Genomic DNA, 16,281 nt, shown 5'->3' on the forward strand with positions numbered 1-16,281 from the left:
TCTGGTTTGAAGTAAAGTGTGTTAAATTAGCACAAGAAATGGCATACGAATTGACGTATGCCATTTTTCCTTAATAAAAACGGGTTCATATACTTTTTTTACAGAGAATTAAAATGAAATGCGCATTTCTAGTTATTTGTCAGAATCTGCAACTTTCACGATAGCTTTTCCCAGATTCGCGCCTTTGAACAAATCCAAAAATGCATCTATTGTATTTTCAAAGCCTTCCGTAACCGTTTCTTCATACTTCAATTTCCCTTCTAAAAGCCAGCCGGCCAATTCTTTCGCTCCCTCGCCAAAACGGGAGGAGTAATTGCCGACAGTGAAACCTTGCATCAACGAACTTGTCTTGATTAAGTACCCTTGCACCCGGGGCCCTACATCTGGCTCAGACTTGTTATAAGCTGAGATCGCTCCGCAGACAGGAATTCTTGCGAAGTTGTTCAAGAGCGGGAAAATTGTATCTGAAATCTCTCCGCCTACGTTTTCAAAATAGACATCGATCCCATCAGGACATGCATCTTTTAAAGCGGAGCCTACATCCTGTGAATTGTAGTTTATTGCTGCATCAAATCCAAGGTCATCCAGAAGATAACGAACCTTCTCATCGGAACCAGCAATACCAACGACCCTTGAACCTTTGATTTTTGCGATTTGACCCACAATGGAACCGACAGCTCCTGCGGCACCGGATACAACAACGGTTTCTCCTGCTTTCGGCTTGCCGATATCCAGTAAGCCAAAGTACGCCGTAAGACCGGTCATGCCCAATACACTCAAATAGGCTGATGCTGGTGCCAGATTGGGGTCAATTTTACGTATAGTATTTTCTTTGGCGACGGAGAATTCCTGCCAGCCTAATGAACCGATTACGAAATCGCCAACTTCAAAAAGGTCTGACTTTGACTCAACTACTTTTCCAATTACGCCACTTGAAATCGCCTCGTTCAATTTGAACGGTGGAATATAGGATTTGGTGTCATTCATGCGCCCTCGTAAATAAGGGTCAACCGAAATATAAATAGTCTGCAAAAGTATTTCTCCCTTTGCAGGTGATTCTACAGGAACTTCCACAAATTCAAAATGTTCAGAAGTAGGAACTCCAGTTGGTCTCTTTTTAAGCTGTATTTGCTTTTGAATAGAAATAGTAATCATCCTTCCTAATTGTTTTCTAGCCTTAATATACAGGAAAGCAGAGTCCATTCAAATTCATATGGTCCGTTAAGGTGGTTTTCCTTTAGATAGACCAACCATCCATCGAGGATAGAAAAGAGTTAATTGATGTAAAAATCATTACTTGCTGCAGATTTTTTGTATTGAAAAAGAAACCAGCGGTGTCACGCCCCCAAAGATTCTTTTACAAAAATAGCTTGAACTCTTTTGTCTTGTTTAAGGCTATTTGATAAAACTTCAAGTGCATCATTTAATAGCATTTTTACTCTCCCAGCCAGTCTTTCAATTCACCGAAACTTTCCTTTGCATCTTCAAATCCAACTTCATACAATTGAGTCAGTTTATCGGGATTGCGCTCAACTCTTCCTACCTTGAGATCCTTTGAAGGTCTAATGACGAAGACTTTCTTTTTTGCTTCGAGTTCTTCAATATAGTCAAGAGTTTCGTTATACAGCTTGTACCGTGTTTCGAGCGCAGTGTGCAGCCCTTTGTATTCCTTATACACATATCGTGGCAGCCAGGAAAGGGAAGATTTCTTCTTGCGATATCCTTTTGGTTTCGTTAAAACGATGACGTTTTTTACTACACCATCAGCCATTGCTTTCCTTATTGGAATGGGATCCGCAATTCCGCCATCCATAAGCGTCCTGCCCTGGAATTCGATGGCTGGTGCCATGAACGGCAGCGTACTGGATGCTCTGATGATTTTAAGAAAATCCTCGGGCACATCATTTTTATCAAAAAATACCGGTTCGCCGGTGATACAATCGGTCGTTCCAACAAGAAACTTTTCAGCAGCTCTGTTAAAAGTTTCAAAATCAAATGGAACAAGCTCATTAGGGAGTTTATCAAAAATGAAATCCATCCCGAATAATTCCTTTTTTAATAGTAAATTTTTATAAGAAATATAATCTTGGTGTCTTACATAGTCAATCGTGACCTGCTTGTTTCGCCCGGGCTGCCTGGCAATATAGGAAGAGCCCTGGCATGCACCTGCAGAAACGCCAATGACATACGGGAAAAATAACTCATTATCTAAAAAGTGCTCCAGCACCCCGGCAGTGTAGACACCTCTCATACCTCCGCCTTCAAGGATTAAGCCACTGTTATACACTACTACTCCCCCTTAAAATCTATTTCTATCAGTCTCATGTTGTTTTCTATAAAAATAGTCTATCACAGAGTATGCAAATTTTTACAAGTTATGATTGTGAAAAAGTAATTTTGGGGATGGCACCCTCATGGACAAAGATAAAAGGTTCGACGAAATTTTATTAGTAAAATAAATCCCCCGTTGTCGTATTAGAAGCAATAACGATGAAAGTACCGTTTACTCATATTTTTGTCGGGTAAAAGTTCAATATAATTTGGAAAGAAGAGAGGTTAATGGATCAGAAAATCTTATGAATTTAGGGATTTACATAATGGCTTTTTTAATGTTGAAAGAGGGAGGTAGGTGATTTGGAATTAAATAAGGAAGAGTTAAAGCAGGCAGGGTTGCCGTTTTTGCTGATGATCGCTGGAGCTGCAATGTCGGTTCTTTTTCTCGTCATATTCTCAGAGTTAGCTGAGGATATGCTGGAAAAAGAAATCGATGAGATTGATGAGGCGGTCATTCAAAGGATTAACTTAATCGAAAACGGTACTTTGGACCAGATCATGATGTTTGTTACAGAGCTAGGTTCTGTTTGGTTTTTGTCGTTATGCACACTTGCTGCGATAATTGCATTATGGGTAAAAGCGAAGGATAAATTAGGCATTCTGTTTTTATTGATCGCTATCGGTGGCGGAGGTGCGCTGACCAAATTGTTGAAACATCTTTACGGAAGAGGGCGTCCTTCTATTAATCCTGATATCGATGCAATTGGCTACAGCTTTCCAAGTGGACATTCAATGGGTTCGTTGATTTTTTACGGTTTTATTGCCTATTTGATCGTCCGCTTTGCAAGAAAGCCTTTGACTAAATGGATTGCAATTTTTGTTGCAGGCTTTCTGGTTGTCTGGATCGGATTTACACGAATCTATCTTGGAGCCCACTATCCAAGTGATGTTCTGGCGGGCCATTTAGCCGGTGCAATCTGGCTTTTGATTACCATACTTGCCCTGGAATGGATTAAATGGCAGAGCGCAAATTTCATAAAAGTAATCAGGGTGTTTAAGCAAATGATCAAGAACCAATAAGGAAAAGCCATTTTTTAAAGTTTATTCAGTTAATAGATGGTGAATCATCCTTGGAGTATTCTCGAAAAACTGTTTCATGATTCGATAATGATTCGTTTCTTCCAGCTTTCTTTTGAAAATGCCTTCTTCACTGAATTCATAGATCGCTGCATCTGGATAGGCCATGATGATTGGCGAGTGCGTGGCGATGATCAGCTGGGAGTTATCATTCACGAGATCATGGATCCGTGTCAGCATCGACATTTGCCGCAATGGCGAAAGTGCCGCCTCGGGTTCATCCAAAATATATAGGCCATTGCCGCGAAACCGGTGAAGAAAAGTTGAGAAAAATGCTTCGCCATGGGATTGTTCGTGTAATGACTCACCGCCAAAAGAATCAATAATCTTCGGACCGGGACCCTCCCGGTCGAGTTCTTCAATATTGGAAGCGACATTATAAAAGCTTTCAGCACGCAAGAAGAATCCATCCCGTGGTTTTTCAATCCCTTTTACTATCCGTAAATAATTCCCTAAATCCGAATGGGAGTCATAGGTTGAAAAATTGAAATTATATGAACCGCCTTCAGGATTGAACCCCAAACCAACAGCAATCGCCTCTAGTAAAGTCGATTTGCCCATCCCGTTTTCACCAATTAGAAATGTCACCTTTGGATGGAGAGTCAATTCATCTAATGCTTTAAAACTAGGAAGATTAAACGGATATTCTCGAAATGATGGCACTTCCTCGCTCTTGAGACTGATGCTTCTGACATATTGCCAATTCAGCATAATACCAACTCCCTGACTAATGGTATTTTTATTTTAACAAATTGAAACTGGAAAAAAACAAGCAGAATTTCCAATTCGCTATAAAAATGAAAAAATCGCTATAAAATAAAATTTTTCGCTATTAAAAATAAAAAATCGCTATAAAAAGTGAAGCAAGGTTATAAGCACCATATAAAATTACGCTATAATGCAGATAAATATCTACCTAGGAAGTGATTTTCATTTTTAGTGCAATTTTTTTGTTCATTGTTGCTGGAATAGCCGAAATTGGCGGAGGATATTTGGTTTGGCTGTGGCTAAGGGAAGGAAAACCGATTTACTGGGGGATAGGAGGAGGACTGGCACTCGCTATTTATGGCGTCATTGCTACGTTTCAATCCTTCCCATCATTCGGAAGAGTTTACGCCGCTTACGGAGGTGTGTTCATTGTTTTGTCTGTTCTATGGGGTTGGGGAGTTGATAAGAAAACTCCTGATTTTTACGACTGGATTGGAGCCGGTATTTGTATGATCGGCGTTTCGGTTATGCTTTTTGCTCCACGACAGTAAACCTACATACTTTTTGTGTGAGATTTCAATAACACAATAATTTCTTCATTTTGTTTTTTAACAAGTTCAAGTTCTGTTCGAACTTTTGAAACATCATGAACAGTATGTATGAGCATGGCAATAAATGCGATAGCAACTGGTATGATGAAAAGTTCCATTAATCTTGCCTCCGCTTGAAATAACATTACTTCTAAGTTAGGTACCCACCCACTATAAGAATACCTCCTATCCTGTTTTTTTTCAGCAAAATAGGGAAAAACAAAGGTATCCTGGTACTTATTTTTTGCATAAATTTAGCATAACTGGGATAATACATTATAGGGTATAGAAAAATTAAGGAGGTTTTTAGAATGAATGATATTACTGTTTACACAACGAACACTTGACCTTACTGCACAATGATGAAACAATTCCTTGAGGGTCAAGGATTAAACTACAAAGAAGTTAATGTACAATACGATCAAGCTGCTGCGCAAAAACTGGTTGAAGAAACTGGCCAGATGGGTGTGCCACAAACGAAGGTTAATGGCAACTGGGTTCTCGGTTTTGACCCGGACACGCTAATGCAGTATGTAAATAAATAATCGTTACCAAAAGAGGCTTTTGCCTCTTTTTTGTTTAGTTAAATTACTTAGTTATGAATAACTACATGTCGTATTCAGAATCCAGCTCCAGCGCCTACCCCCTCGAGTCGCTTGCGCTTTTTTTTCATGAAGAAGGATTTCCAATGTTCTATGTGGAAATAGAATCCAATAGAATAGTTTGGAAAGGTTGTGCCATATGGTAAAAGAGCGAAATGAAATTTGGGAATGGGCAAAGGCATTTCTTATCGCCATAGTAATAGCTTTTGTTGTTCGATCGTTTTTAATGACTCCTATTGAGGTAAAAGGTGCTTCCATGGAGCCAACTTTGCATAGTCAGGAGAGGATGTTCGTTACAAAAATCGGCGAGCCGAAACGGTTTGATATCGTCGTTTTCCATGCAACCGAGGACAAGGATTATATCAAACGTGTAATTGGACTTCCGGGTGACCGGGTAGAATACAAAGACGATGTCCTCTATATAAATGGGAAGCCTTATGAAGAACCATATTTGGATAAAAGCAAAAAGCTCATCACGAATGGGCTGCTGACTGGCTCTTTTACGTTAGATGAGACGCCTGTTGGCAGTGATGTTGTTCCAGAAGGCCATGTTTTTGTGCTGGGGGATAACCGAAGGAATAGTAAGGATAGCCGCCATATTGGTGCTGTTCCGATTGACAGTATCATTGGGACAACAAAGGTTGTATTTTATCCATTAAAAGAGTTGAAGATTATAGGTCAATAATTTATTGCACAGTTAAACGCGTTGGTCCTTCGGGGCAACGCGTTTTTTTATGTCCTATCCTTGCCGATGCCTATGAACATAAATCTTTTCAGCGAGAAAACTGGCAATCAGACCAATAATCAAGGGAAGCAATGAACCCCCTGAAATGAAGAAACCATCTGAATCAGAAGAGAACTCGTATTGAAACATTAACCAGGTTATCGAAAAAGAATGTCCAATCAGGTAGAGAATTCCCGTAGTAAGAATGAAAGTACCAAGAGTAACAATCAAGCTTTTAAATGTCATTTGATCACCTCCAGATTTAATACGGTTTAAGGGTTGGATTGGTTTCATGCGTTTTTTAAAGTCGAATTTATTACCTTTCCTATAGCCTCATTAGATGCCGACTTATAGGCATATGATGGACAGAAAACCAATCCATGATGGTCGGAAAACGATGGGGAAAAGGTAGATTGCGTCCGTCATAGGGTGCATGACGGACAGAAATTTACCGTAAAGAGAAGAAAAGTGTCCGTCATCATGGTCATGAAGGACAAAAATCATCTGAATATGGAGAAAAGTGTCCGTCATAGGGTGCATGACGGACAGAAATTGACCGTAGAAAGAAGAAAGTGTCCGTCATCTATTGGCCATGATGCTTGTGAAGTCATAGTTTCCAAAGTTCCATATCATTTATTCCGGGGAACTATTAATTAAAATTTATCAGTGGAGGGATGATTGATGCTGGAAATTCTTAAACGTCGGAATCCGTCTACAATAGTACATACTAAAGCCGTTCTATATAAAAATCTAAAAACTAAACCTGTCAATTTATTAAATTTATATAAATTGAAAGTTTTTATAAGGAAACATGCGGCCTGTATAAATTTCCCAATCCGAGATAGTATAAGGATGACGAATTAAAGGAGGTTATTCATTTTGGCTGAGAATAAGGATAAAAACACTCCAAACGGAGATGACATGAAGCGTGAGAAGCTGACGACACGCCAGGGGCATCCTGTTAGAGATAACCAAAACATCCGTACTGTTGGCAATCGTGGTCCGGCCACTCTTGAAAATTACCATTTCATCGAAAAGATTTCTCATTTTGATCGTGAAGAAGTGCCTGAACGTGTGGTACACGCACGTGGATCTGGAGCGTTTGGTTATTTTGAAACATACGGAAAAGTGGGCGATGAACCAGTTGAGAAGTATACTCGTGCGAAAGTTTTTTTAGGTGCGGGAAAGAGAACACCTCTAATGGTCCGTTTCTCTACAGTTGCCGGGGCAAAGGATTCTCCGGAAACGGCAAGGGATCCACGCGGTTTTGCGGTTAAAATGTATACGGAGGATGGAAACTGGGATTTAGTCGGGAATAACCTGAAGATTTTCTTTATCCGCGATGCAATGAAGTTTCCTGATATGATTCATGCGTTTAAAGCAGATCCGACTTCAAATGTGCCAAATCCAGAGCGCATGTTTGATTTTGTTTCAAGAACACCTGAAGCAACACATATGATTACTTTCCTATTCTCGCCATGGGGTATTCCAGCTACATACCGCCATATGCAGGGTTCTGGTGTTAATACTTATAAATGGGTAAATGAGAAAGGCGAGGCTGTGCTTGTTAAGTACCACTGGGAGCCGAAACAGGGAATTCGCAACCTGACACAAGAAGAAGCCAATGAGATTCAGGCGAAAAATGTCGGGCATGCAACCCAGGATCTATATGAAGCGATTGAGCGTGGAGACTATCCGGAATGGGAACTCTTTGTCCAGATTATGGAGGATGACTATCATCCGGAACTAGATTTTGATCCGCTCGATGATACGAAACTATGGCCAGAGGATCAGTTCCCATGGCTGCCTGTAGGGCGTATGGTGTTGGACCGCAATCCAGTTGATTTCCATTCTGAAATTGAGCAAGCTGCTTTCGGTACCGGAGTGTTAGTTGATGGAATGGATTTCTCGGATGATAAAATGCTTCAGGGCCGTACATTTTCATACTCTGATACACAGCGCTACCGAATCGGTGCCAATTATCTGAAGTTGCCGGTGAATGCACCAAAAGCACCTATTCGCACGAACCAGCATCGCGGACAAATGGATGTCCGTGACCCGAAAGAGTCTGGGGACAACCCACATATCAATTATGAGCCATCGATGCTAGGAGGATTCGAGGAAACGGGTAATGAAGGCCATCCGCCACATCAGCCATCTTACAATGCAGCGGTAGTAAGTGAGCCAATTGACCGTCCTAATAACTATGGTCAGGCTGGTCACACATATCGCAGCCTTGATGACTGGGAGCGTGATGAGTTGATTAAAAATCTCTCTGAGGCACTCGCAGCATGCAACAAAAAGATTCAGGACGCGATGATCGAGCACTTCACACCAGCGGATGAAGACTATGGCCGTCGCGTGAAGGAAGGGATCGAAAAGCGAGTGAAAGAACTAGAAAACATGGCGAAGGAAGACAAAGTTCCTGGCCGTGAATCAGGTAACTCCAAATATGGGCAGGGTGGACAAGGCTCATTAGCTGCAAATGAAGCGACAAAAGATGCGGTGAAGAAAAGCCACGAAACAGGTCCTTATTAATATAAAAAAGGCTGCATAGAGTTTTGTCTCTGTGCAGCTTTTCATTTTATTCACTAAAGGAGGTCATTCTCATTAAATAATCGGGTAATACTGCTCATATCGCGGATAAGCATAATAAGGCGGTCGCGGTCCGATTTTTGGCATTTCGAACCTTACGCTAATGTCATTATAAAGAACTTTCACCTTCTCATTGGACTGATTGACTAATAACAGTTTTACCTCCGGACTGTATTGTAAGTTCTGCAAATCATTCTCCTCCTCGCTACAGCTTCACTTCACATTATTCAGCCGCAGCAAGTTTGACACCTTTCATTGCCAGGCACGATAGGCTTCTGCCTAACATACCCTGATTGAGAATGTAAAGTCTCAGGAGGTTTTGAGATGACTGACAATGAGAAGCGAGCATATCCGATGCACCCGAATTACGGCAAGATCACAAAGTATGAGGAAGTTGCTCTTACTGTTCCGGAGCAAAGACAGCTTCGGCAACCAGGTGTGGAGGGCCAGATGATTCCCCGGCCGATTGTTGAAAATCCCCATTACAAAGGGAGCGGCAAATTAAAAGGAAAGGTAGCACTCATTACTGGTGGTGACAGCGGCATGGGTGCAGCAGTAGCGATTGCTTTTGCGAAAGAAGGAGCAGATGTGGCTATTGCCTACCTTGATGAACATGAGGATGCCAACCGGACGAAGACAAGAGTAGAAGAAATCGGACAACGCTGTTTGCTTTTGCCGGGGGATTTACGGAATAAGCAGCAATGTATTGAGATTGTTGAAAAAACAGTTGAGACGTTCAATCAGCTGGATATTCTTTGCAACCACGTTGGCATCCAATTTCAGCAGATGAGTCTTTTGGATATAACCGATGAACAGTTCGATGATACCTTCAAGGTCAATATCTACTCGCATTTTTACACGACTCGGGCAGCGTTGCCACATTTAAAAGCAGGGAGCTCCATCATCAACACCGCTTCGGTCGTTGCCTATTATGGCCACGACCAACTCATTGATTACACCGCAACAAAAGCGGCGAATGTCGGTTTTACTAGGGCACTGGCCAATAATCTCGTTGACAAGGGGATTCGCGTGAATGCTGTTGCTCCAGGCCGATTCTGGACTCCACTTATTCCTTCGAGCTTTTCTGCTGACCAGGTTGCGTTAGCCGGCAACCCGATGGAACGTCAAGGCCAGCCATTCGAAATCGCGCCAACCTTTGTATACCTGGCATCTGACGATTCACGTTTCGTAACAGGACAGACGCTCCATGTGAATGGAGGACAGGTGACAGGATCGTAAAGCATAGGACTGAATCCTATGCTTTTTGTATTAAATACGTTTTTTCAAAGCTTCGTGTAAAAATGAAACCTAATAGTGATAGAATCGTATATAAGTAAAAGATTGGAAGGAGTGTTGTTATTTGGATTTTCTGAATTGGTATGACTGGCTAGGTCCGACGAATCCGGCAGCTGCTATTTTTTTCGGTTTCATTTTTACCATCATAGTATCCGTGACTGTTTGGTTCGAATCGAAAAAAATAAGGACCGCAGGAATCGCGGCTCTAACTGGTACTTGTGTGACATTGGTTGGGGTGTTTGTATTGAATGCTGTGGGGTTCTACGGGTAGAATCTCAGCGTACCTTTGCGAGAATCTTTTAAAAGGAGAGAATTCATGTGTTCACAATAGGAAGGATAGCGAGAGAATCACTAATCCTTCCTGGTTTTCCAGTTTATACTGAACTTTTGCATTATGGTAGATGGTCAGAACTAAAATAACAGTGCTCATCACTCCGGAAGGAATCGAACTTCCGACAAGCAAGCGTTCTTTTTGACTACTCCTCAATATGATCACCTCAATAATTTACCATTCGATAAATTAAATAAGCTAAGTTTCTCAAGTAACTGAATAGAAAGATGAAGATTCATTCTGACAAAATTGTCAAATTTGGCAGGATTTGAAAGGTGTAAGGTCGAATTTTGATAATTAATCTCAATTTACTTTTTTACATAATCTATTACTAGTGGGTGAATTAAATGGAGATGCAAAAGGATCTTGTTGTTGGCGGAGTGGAATTGAAGTGGGATTTGGCTACTGGCCGGGTGTTGTTTGAAGGTGGGGACGTCGTATTTTTCTGGGTGTCTGCCATGAAAACCTTCTTCGATACTATTAATGAAATTACAGGTGAAGAGGCAACGAATCTCGTACTTGAGGCGACTGGTTTCCGCCAGGGGATAATCGTCGGTGAAGGCTTTAAGGAAATGAAGGAGATCAATACATCCAATGTGGTGGCCTGGCTCTCGGACACATATGTTCCAGCTGGATGGGGTTATGTGAGAGTCGAAAAAATGGATGTGGATACGAAGAATTTTACTTTATATATTAAAGATGACTGGGAATATAAAATGAATAAACTTGGAGCCCAAGAAAAACAAGGGATTTTCGTTCCCGCGCATTATGCAGGTGTTTTTACTGGCTTGTTTGGGAGGAACTTCTGGTATGAAATCGTGGAGTACCAAAATGACTCCAACCCATATACCATTGTTGAATACTTCCCATCTGACATGAATGTACAGGAAAGCATTTGGCAAATGGCGAGGAGACAAGAAGCCAAGCAAATTCAGCAGCTGGAAAGCCTGGTAGCGGAAAAAACCAAAATGCTCCAGGAATTAGTGAAGGAATTATCATCTCCGCTCATTCCAGTACTTGATGGAATCGTCGTTGTCCCGTTGATCGGCAGATACGATGAGGATCGTGCCGAGGATTTGATAATGAATACGCTGAACAATCTGCCAAAATATCAAGCAAGATATGTCTTGCTCGATCTTACTGGCTTAAATAAGGAGATTTCCCCTTATACGGCCGAGTTAATCGATAAATTAGGTTCCGCGGCCAGGTTGCTCGGAGTAGAGGTGATCCTCGTAGGGATTTCAGCTGAACTGGCAATGGTGATAACCGAAACACTGACAGGCCTGAAAAAATATGAATGTCTGCAAACCCTGCAGCATGGTATATACTACGCCCTAGGTAAAAGCGGGCGGAGGATTATATAAACAAACAAGAAGTTAAGCACGACGATCACGTGCAAATAGAAAAAATCCCTCCTCTTTTTGCTGTGGAGATATACCTGAAGCTGCTAGCGTCCTGGCAGCTTTTTTGTTTTCAGGAAATATTTAGTTTCAGCATCACCTAAAATAGGCTCTTATATCAGTGACAATGCCCATCGGGTTTACATAAATTGTTTGAGAGAATTCTTATTTATTAGTGTATTTGCCTTATATACAATTCTTTAAAGAAATCTCGATTCTTTCTTACATCCTGTTTTTGGGCCCTTGTTAATTTGTGGAGGAGGTTATACAGATGATGAATGATTTTCAAAATGAACTACAAATGCTGAACGTTGGTGATTTCCAGGCAACACAGCCGGTGAGCTGGGATCAAAGCCAGTACTATAATACTGGGGATGAACGGATCTTCGTTGGCCTTGGTGGGTTTGGGCGTTGCTTTAGCTGTTTTAGCTGTTTTAGTTGCTATAGCTGCTTCAGCTGCTTTAATTGCTATAGCTGCAGCAGATGCAGTCGTTGCAGCAGCTGCGGTCGATGCGGCGGCGGTGGTCGATGCGGTGGCGGTGGTCGATGTGGTGGTGGCGGCCGTTGCGGCGGCCGTTGACATTGGAGAGTGTGTCAAGAATAAAGAATGTTCAGTTTTGATATGTGAAGCCCCTGCAGAAGTTCATGCAGGGGTTTTCTTCTTATAAGATGAGACATACGGGACAAAATGCGATACATACGATGATAGTGACAGTCAATTAAGGTGAGTAAAGGGCAGTTACGCCTGAGGAGGAGTGAAATGGTAAAAGTGAACCCTTCTATGCGGTTGAAGGTGAAGAGGGATACGTTTTATCTCCCTGAACCAAACAGGGGTGTATATTTAAGGAACAATTCAGTGTCTTTCCGTCTCGAAGGAACAGGGGTTGAAAAATGGGTTGAAAAGCTGCTGCCAATGTTTAACGGTGAGCATTCGCTGGAGAAATTGACGGAAGGCTTGCCTGGCCCTTATAGGGACCGTGTACTTGAAATTGCTGAAGTTTTGTATCGAAATGGGTTTGTCAGGGATATAAGCCAGGACAGTCCACACGATTTATCGGAAAAAGTACTTAAAAAATATGCCGCACAAATAGAGTTTGTTGACAATCTGGCTGGCTCCGGTGCTTCGCGGTTTCAGGCTTTCCGTCATGCCAACGTGCTGGCAGCTGGCTCTGGTCCTATTTTAAATTCCTTGGTTTCGTCATTGCTGCAATCCGGTCTGCCCAAGTTGAATGTTCTGATAACAGACGATATTCCGACCAGCAGAAAAAGGCTAACTGAAATCGTAAACCATGCCCGTAAAACAGATCCTGAAGTGGAATTGAAGGTGATAGAACTAAAGGATGAAGGCTGGAGGGGGGTTCTACAGCCTTTTGACTCTGTCCTTTATGTATCACAAAAAGGACACCTGGAAGAACTAAGGGTACTTCAAGCTGTATGCAGACAGGAGAAGAAAGCATTTATTCCGGCTATACTCCTAAAACAGACCGGGATAGCAGGTCCAGTATTTGTACCGGATTCTGAAATTTGCTGGGAGTCTGCATGGCGGCGATTGCATTCCTCTGTTTTGGAAAAAGAACAGCAAGTACCTGCGGCTTCTGCCACTACTGGTGCATTGTTAGCCAACATGGTCGCATTTGAATTGTTTAAAGAGGCAACGGGCGTCTCAAAGGAAAAACAGCGAAACCGGATCTATTTGCTGGATTTAGAGACTCTTGAAGGGAGCTGGCATTCTTTTTTGCCTCACCCCCTGGAGACGGGAGTGCCAGCAGCGAAAAGGATAGAAGATCTGGAAAGCCGGCTTGAACAGGACTTAAACAGAACAGAACCGGAAAAACTTCTGCAAGCCTTCATTTTGCTGACATCGAAGGAAACAGGGATTTTTCACCAGTGGGAGGAGGGCGAGCTAAAGCAGCTCCCGCTGGCTCAGTGTCGGGTTCAGGCAGTCGATCCGCTGTCAGCCGGTCCAGCTGTATTGTTAGGAGAGAAAATTTGTTCTGGTTTCACACATGAGGAGGCACGGAGGGAAGCGGCGCTGACTGGTGTTGAATCCTATGCTTCTCGATTGGCCAGTTTGCTTCAAAACGATGACTTTCTAAGAGTAGGAACAGGTGAGACATTTCAGGAAGCTGTCAGCCGAGGCCTGCAAAAATGTTTGATTGAGCAGCTTGACCAGCAACGGCAACAGCATGAGAAGTATATTTGCCCGGTTAAGCTTGACGCAGTGGAAGATGAACGGTGCCGCTTCTACTTGGAAGCTCTAACGACGATGCAAGGCGCACCAATCATTGGATTGGGAAAAGAAGTCTCAGGCTTTCCTTCAATATGGGTAGGTACCAGCAGCGGATGGTATGGAAGTACGGATTTGAACCTAACCTTGGCGCTAAGAGGCGCTTTACAGCGAGCGTTGTTCAAATATCAAAACGAATCAGAACAAGATTACGCAATGGTGCTGGATCAATCAGAAGTTAAGCTTGAAGAAGAGGTTCAGCAAAGACTGATCATTCCTTCCTATGCAGAAAGAATACAGTCGGAAACCATGAAGGAAGCAGTGGAAGTCCTAAAAAGGAACGGAAAGCAGTTATACGTATATGAATTAAAGCTTGAACCGGTTTTTAACCAGGAACTTGAAGGGGTATTTGGTGTATTGCTGCGAGAGGAGGGACTGCAATGAGTTCCTTCGTAGTGATCATCGGTGAAGGAAGGCTGGCAGACCAGGTAAGTGAAGAGTTATCAGCCCGCTACCAGGTTTTTAGAAGGACTGATTTTGAATATGGTATTCCTGAAAATGCCGAGTTGATGCTGGTATTGGAGGATTCCTGGAACCCCCTTGCACACAAAATGGCTGAGGAAATCATGAAAATGAATGGTACTCCCTGGATGAGAGGCAATGTTTCGTTTGGTGAGGGGGTGATCGGCCCACTGGTCCGCCCTAATATTTCAGGATGTTCACAATGTGCAGATCTAAGACGACTTCTGGGAGGGCAGGAACGAAGTGAAATGCAGGAGATCCAGCAAAAACTATATGCGGAAGGAGGAATGGGGGCTGACCCGTGGGCTTCCGATCCAGGGATTTTACAAATGGCTCAAATAATTGTGGCAGAGACAGACAGGATTCTTGAAAGGAAGGAAGCATATACAGAAGGAAGGATGTTCTTAACCGACCTAAAAACTCTTAATGGCTCATGGCATTCTTTCCTGCCCGATACCTTATGTCCGGTTTGTAGTAATATTCCCGATGATTCAGCTCCCCTGGCTGAAATTTCTCTGCAGCCAAGTCCGAAGATCAGTGCCGGGAGCTTCCGTTGCACTCCGCTGGATGAGTTAAAGAGGGTGCTGGCTGAGGACTATCTGGATAATCGGACCGGGCTTTTCAATAACAAAATGTATGATCTTGTTACTCCATTCGCTGATGCAAGTGTCAATCTGCCAATGGTCTCAGGAGGCAATGAGGGAACTGCGGGTCGAACACATTGTTACGCAGAAAGCGAATTGACAGCAATTCTTGAAGGCCTTGAGCGGCATTGCGGTCTGGAGCCCAGGGGAAAACGAACCGTCATCCATGACTGTTATCGGAATCTGGAGGGGCAGGCGCTCAACCCGCTGAAGGTAGGGGTACACGCTGATGAAGAGTATGGAAAGCCTGGTTTTCCATTTGAAAAATTTGACCCCGAACGGCCGATGGATTGGGTATGGGGTTACTCTTTGATAGAAGAACGTCCGATTCTCGTTCCAGAGCTTCTCTCTTATTATAGTTTAGGCTGTGGTTCAGCTGGCTATGTCTATGAAACCTCCAATGGCTGCGCACTTGGCGGTAGCAGGGAGGAGGCCATCTTTTACGGCATCATGGAAGTGGTTGAACGCGATTCCTTCCTGATGACCTGGTATGCTCAGCTGAATTTGCCGCGTCTTGATCCTCTATCAGCCGGCGATGAGGAATTGAATTTAATGGTTCAGCGGATGCGCGCGGTAGCCGGTTATGATCTGTACTTGTATAATGCTACGATGGAGCACGGGATTCCAAGCGTTTGGGCGATGGCGAAAAACAGGAAGGATCATGGATTGAATATCATTTGTGCCGCAGGTGCCCACCTTGATCCGGTAAAGGCTGCAAAAAGTGCGATCCAGGAGCTCGCAGGCATGATGCTGAATCTTGATGAGAAGTTTGAAACGAATAAAGAGAAGTATATAGAAATGCTCGAGGTCCATTCACTTGTAAGGCAGATGGATGACCACGGGATGCTGTACGGGTTGCCTCAGGCAGAGGAGCGTTTTGGCTTTTTGCTCGATGATAATCGAACGTTGCATAGTTTTAATGATGAATTCAAATGGAGATCGAACCACCAGGACCTCACAGATGATCTAAAGGATATTCTCCGGAAATTTCGTCGATTGGACCTCGACGTTATTGTGGTTGACCAGACGACACCGGAGACGAGGAAAAATGGGCTTTATTGTGTAAAAGTGTTAATCCCAGGAATGCTGCCAATGACATTCGGATACCACTTGACCCGGCTGAAAGGGCTCGACAGGGTGCTCCACGTCCCGATGAAACTAGGCTATGTGAAAGAGCCAATGACGTTTGAAGAACTCAATCACTATCCGCATCCGTTCCCATAGGAGGTAG

At 43.0% G+C, this 16,281-nt stretch carries 17 protein-coding genes and 1 pseudogene; 11 read left to right on the top strand and 7 right to left on the bottom strand.

All coding sequences use genetic code 11. From position 1 onward, the window contains the following. Positions 1-132: 132 nt before the first annotated feature. Complete coding sequence (locus AC0VX7_RS10440; RefSeq protein WP_475427755.1) at positions 133-1,155, bottom strand: NADP-dependent oxidoreductase; 1,023 nt, start codon at positions 1,153-1,155, stop codon at positions 133-135. Positions 1,156-1,435: 280 nt separating this feature from the next. Beyond that, positions 1,436-2,287 (bottom strand): patatin-like phospholipase family protein, encoded by an 852-nt coding sequence (locus AC0VX7_RS10445; protein ID WP_475427756.1) that lies wholly within the window; start codon positions 2,285-2,287, stop codon positions 1,436-1,438. Positions 2,288-2,634: 347 nt separating this feature from the next. Here AC0VX7_RS10445 and AC0VX7_RS10450 point away from each other — a divergent pair, with 347 nt between their 5' ends. Beyond that, positions 2,635-3,354, top strand: a complete 720-nt coding sequence (locus AC0VX7_RS10450; RefSeq protein ID WP_475427757.1) for a phosphatase PAP2 family protein — start codon at positions 2,635-2,637, stop codon at positions 3,352-3,354. Between the two features lie 21 nt (positions 3,355-3,375). Here AC0VX7_RS10450 and AC0VX7_RS10455 read toward each other — a convergent pair whose 3' ends face one another. Continuing rightward, on the bottom strand, positions 3,376-4,122 hold the full coding sequence (locus tag AC0VX7_RS10455) for an AAA family ATPase (protein WP_475427758.1): 747 nt from the start codon (positions 4,120-4,122) through the stop codon (positions 3,376-3,378). A 221-nt stretch (positions 4,123-4,343) separates the two neighbouring features. On the opposite strand from AC0VX7_RS10455, the gene AC0VX7_RS10460 reads away from it, so the two are divergent. Next, positions 4,344-4,670: a YnfA family protein gene (locus tag AC0VX7_RS10460; RefSeq protein ID WP_475428131.1), complete on the top strand. Its 327-nt coding sequence runs from the start codon at positions 4,344-4,346 to the stop codon at positions 4,668-4,670. A gap of 2 nt (positions 4,671-4,672) precedes the next feature. On the opposite strand, the gene AC0VX7_RS10465 is transcribed toward AC0VX7_RS10460, so the two are convergent. Beyond that, positions 4,673-4,828: a hypothetical protein gene (locus AC0VX7_RS10465; protein ID WP_475427759.1), complete on the bottom strand. Its 156-nt coding sequence runs from the start codon at positions 4,826-4,828 to the stop codon at positions 4,673-4,675. 192 nt (positions 4,829-5,020) lie between these two features. Between AC0VX7_RS10465 and AC0VX7_RS10470 the strand changes: the two genes are divergently transcribed. Both AC0VX7_RS10470 and lepB read left to right on the top strand, forming a co-directional pair. Beyond that, on the top strand, positions 5,021-5,254 hold the full coding sequence (locus AC0VX7_RS10470) for a glutaredoxin family protein (protein ID WP_215030776.1): 234 nt from the start codon (positions 5,021-5,023) through the stop codon (positions 5,252-5,254). Between the two features lie 196 nt (positions 5,255-5,450). Then, the gene (gene lepB / locus AC0VX7_RS10475) at positions 5,451-5,996 is read left to right on the top strand and encodes a signal peptidase I (protein ID WP_475427760.1); all 546 of its coding nucleotides are present in this window, start codon (positions 5,451-5,453) and stop codon (positions 5,994-5,996) included. 54 nt (positions 5,997-6,050) lie between these two features. Here lepB and AC0VX7_RS10480 read toward each other — a convergent pair whose 3' ends face one another. Then, positions 6,051-6,281, bottom strand: a complete 231-nt coding sequence (locus tag AC0VX7_RS10480; protein ID WP_475427761.1) for a hypothetical protein — start codon at positions 6,279-6,281, stop codon at positions 6,051-6,053. A gap of 633 nt (positions 6,282-6,914) precedes the next feature. Here AC0VX7_RS10480 and AC0VX7_RS10485 point away from each other — a divergent pair. Beyond that, positions 6,915-8,573 carry a catalase gene (locus tag AC0VX7_RS10485; RefSeq protein WP_475427762.1) on the top strand — a complete coding sequence of 553 codons (1,659 nt, stop codon included), beginning with the start codon at positions 6,915-6,917 and terminating at the stop codon, positions 8,571-8,573. A 72-nt stretch (positions 8,574-8,645) separates the two neighbouring features. On the opposite strand, the gene AC0VX7_RS10490 is transcribed toward AC0VX7_RS10485, so the two are convergent. Beyond that, positions 8,646-8,819 carry a hypothetical protein gene (locus AC0VX7_RS10490; RefSeq protein ID WP_475427763.1) on the bottom strand — a complete coding sequence of 58 codons (174 nt, stop codon included), beginning with the start codon at positions 8,817-8,819 and terminating at the stop codon, positions 8,646-8,648. 135 nt (positions 8,820-8,954) lie between these two features. Between AC0VX7_RS10490 and AC0VX7_RS10495 the strand changes: the two genes are divergently transcribed. Both AC0VX7_RS10495 and AC0VX7_RS10500 read left to right on the top strand, forming a co-directional pair. Further along, a complete protein-coding gene (locus AC0VX7_RS10495; protein ID WP_475427764.1) occupies positions 8,955-9,869 on the top strand; it encodes an SDR family oxidoreductase in 915 nt (304 codons plus the stop codon). A 121-nt stretch (positions 9,870-9,990) separates the two neighbouring features. Continuing rightward, on the top strand, positions 9,991-10,197 hold the full coding sequence (locus AC0VX7_RS10500; RefSeq protein WP_475427765.1) for a hypothetical protein: 207 nt from the start codon (positions 9,991-9,993) through the stop codon (positions 10,195-10,197). A 51-nt stretch (positions 10,198-10,248) separates the two neighbouring features. Here the strand turns inward: AC0VX7_RS10500 and AC0VX7_RS10505 are convergent, their stop codons facing one another. Continuing rightward, positions 10,249-10,413: a hypothetical protein gene (locus tag AC0VX7_RS10505; protein ID WP_475427766.1), complete on the bottom strand. Its 165-nt coding sequence runs from the start codon at positions 10,411-10,413 to the stop codon at positions 10,249-10,251. 191 nt (positions 10,414-10,604) lie between these two features. Between AC0VX7_RS10505 and AC0VX7_RS10510 the strand changes: the two genes are divergently transcribed. The 4 genes and pseudogenes from AC0VX7_RS10510 to AC0VX7_RS10525 all read left to right on the top strand — a co-directional run bounded on the left by AC0VX7_RS10510 (position 10,605) and on the right by AC0VX7_RS10525 (position 16,274). Beyond that, entirely contained in the window at positions 10,605-11,621 is a 1,017-nt protein-coding gene (locus tag AC0VX7_RS10510; RefSeq protein ID WP_475427767.1) for an STAS domain-containing protein, read from the top strand. A gap of 310 nt (positions 11,622-11,931) precedes the next feature. Continuing rightward, positions 11,932-12,231, top strand: a pseudogene (locus AC0VX7_RS10515) (heterocycloanthracin/sonorensin family bacteriocin); the annotation flags it as partial. A 186-nt stretch (positions 12,232-12,417) separates the two neighbouring features. Then, positions 12,418-14,328: a putative thiazole-containing bacteriocin maturation protein gene (locus AC0VX7_RS10520; protein ID WP_475427768.1), complete on the top strand. Its 1,911-nt coding sequence runs from the start codon at positions 12,418-12,420 to the stop codon at positions 14,326-14,328. Next, positions 14,325-16,274, top strand: coding sequence for a TOMM precursor leader peptide-binding protein (locus tag AC0VX7_RS10525; protein WP_475427769.1), 1,950 nt, complete (start codon positions 14,325-14,327; stop codon positions 16,272-16,274). Before AC0VX7_RS10520 ends, AC0VX7_RS10525 begins: the two co-directional genes overlap by 4 nt. Positions 16,275-16,281: the final 7 nt, after the last annotated feature.

Source organism: Mesobacillus sp. QJM3NY_10, assembly GCF_056173465.1.

What these genes read in the sequence shown, in the direction of transcription:
- AC0VX7_RS10440 (WP_475427755.1), bottom strand. Translation starts at nt 1,155, where the DNA reads ATGATTACTATTTCTATTCAAAAGCAAATACAGCTTAAAAAGAGACCA.
- AC0VX7_RS10455 (WP_475427758.1), bottom strand. Translation starts at nt 4,122, where the DNA reads ATGCTGAATTGGCAATATGTCAGAAGCATCAGTCTCAAGAGCGAGGAA.
- AC0VX7_RS10465 (WP_475427759.1), bottom strand. Translation starts at nt 4,828, where the DNA reads ATGGAACTTTTCATCATACCAGTTGCTATCGCATTTATTGCCATGCTC.
- lepB (WP_475427760.1), top strand. Translation starts at nt 5,451, where the DNA reads ATGGTAAAAGAGCGAAATGAAATTTGGGAATGGGCAAAGGCATTTCTT.
- AC0VX7_RS10480 (WP_475427761.1), bottom strand. Translation starts at nt 6,281, where the DNA reads ATGACATTTAAAAGCTTGATTGTTACTCTTGGTACTTTCATTCTTACT.
- AC0VX7_RS10495 (WP_475427764.1), top strand. Translation starts at nt 8,955, where the DNA reads ATGACTGACAATGAGAAGCGAGCATATCCGATGCACCCGAATTACGGC.
- AC0VX7_RS10510 (WP_475427767.1), top strand. Translation starts at nt 10,605, where the DNA reads ATGGAGATGCAAAAGGATCTTGTTGTTGGCGGAGTGGAATTGAAGTGG.
- AC0VX7_RS10520 (WP_475427768.1), top strand. Translation starts at nt 12,418, where the DNA reads ATGGTAAAAGTGAACCCTTCTATGCGGTTGAAGGTGAAGAGGGATACG.
- AC0VX7_RS10525 (WP_475427769.1), top strand. Translation starts at nt 14,325, where the DNA reads ATGAGTTCCTTCGTAGTGATCATCGGTGAAGGAAGGCTGGCAGACCAG.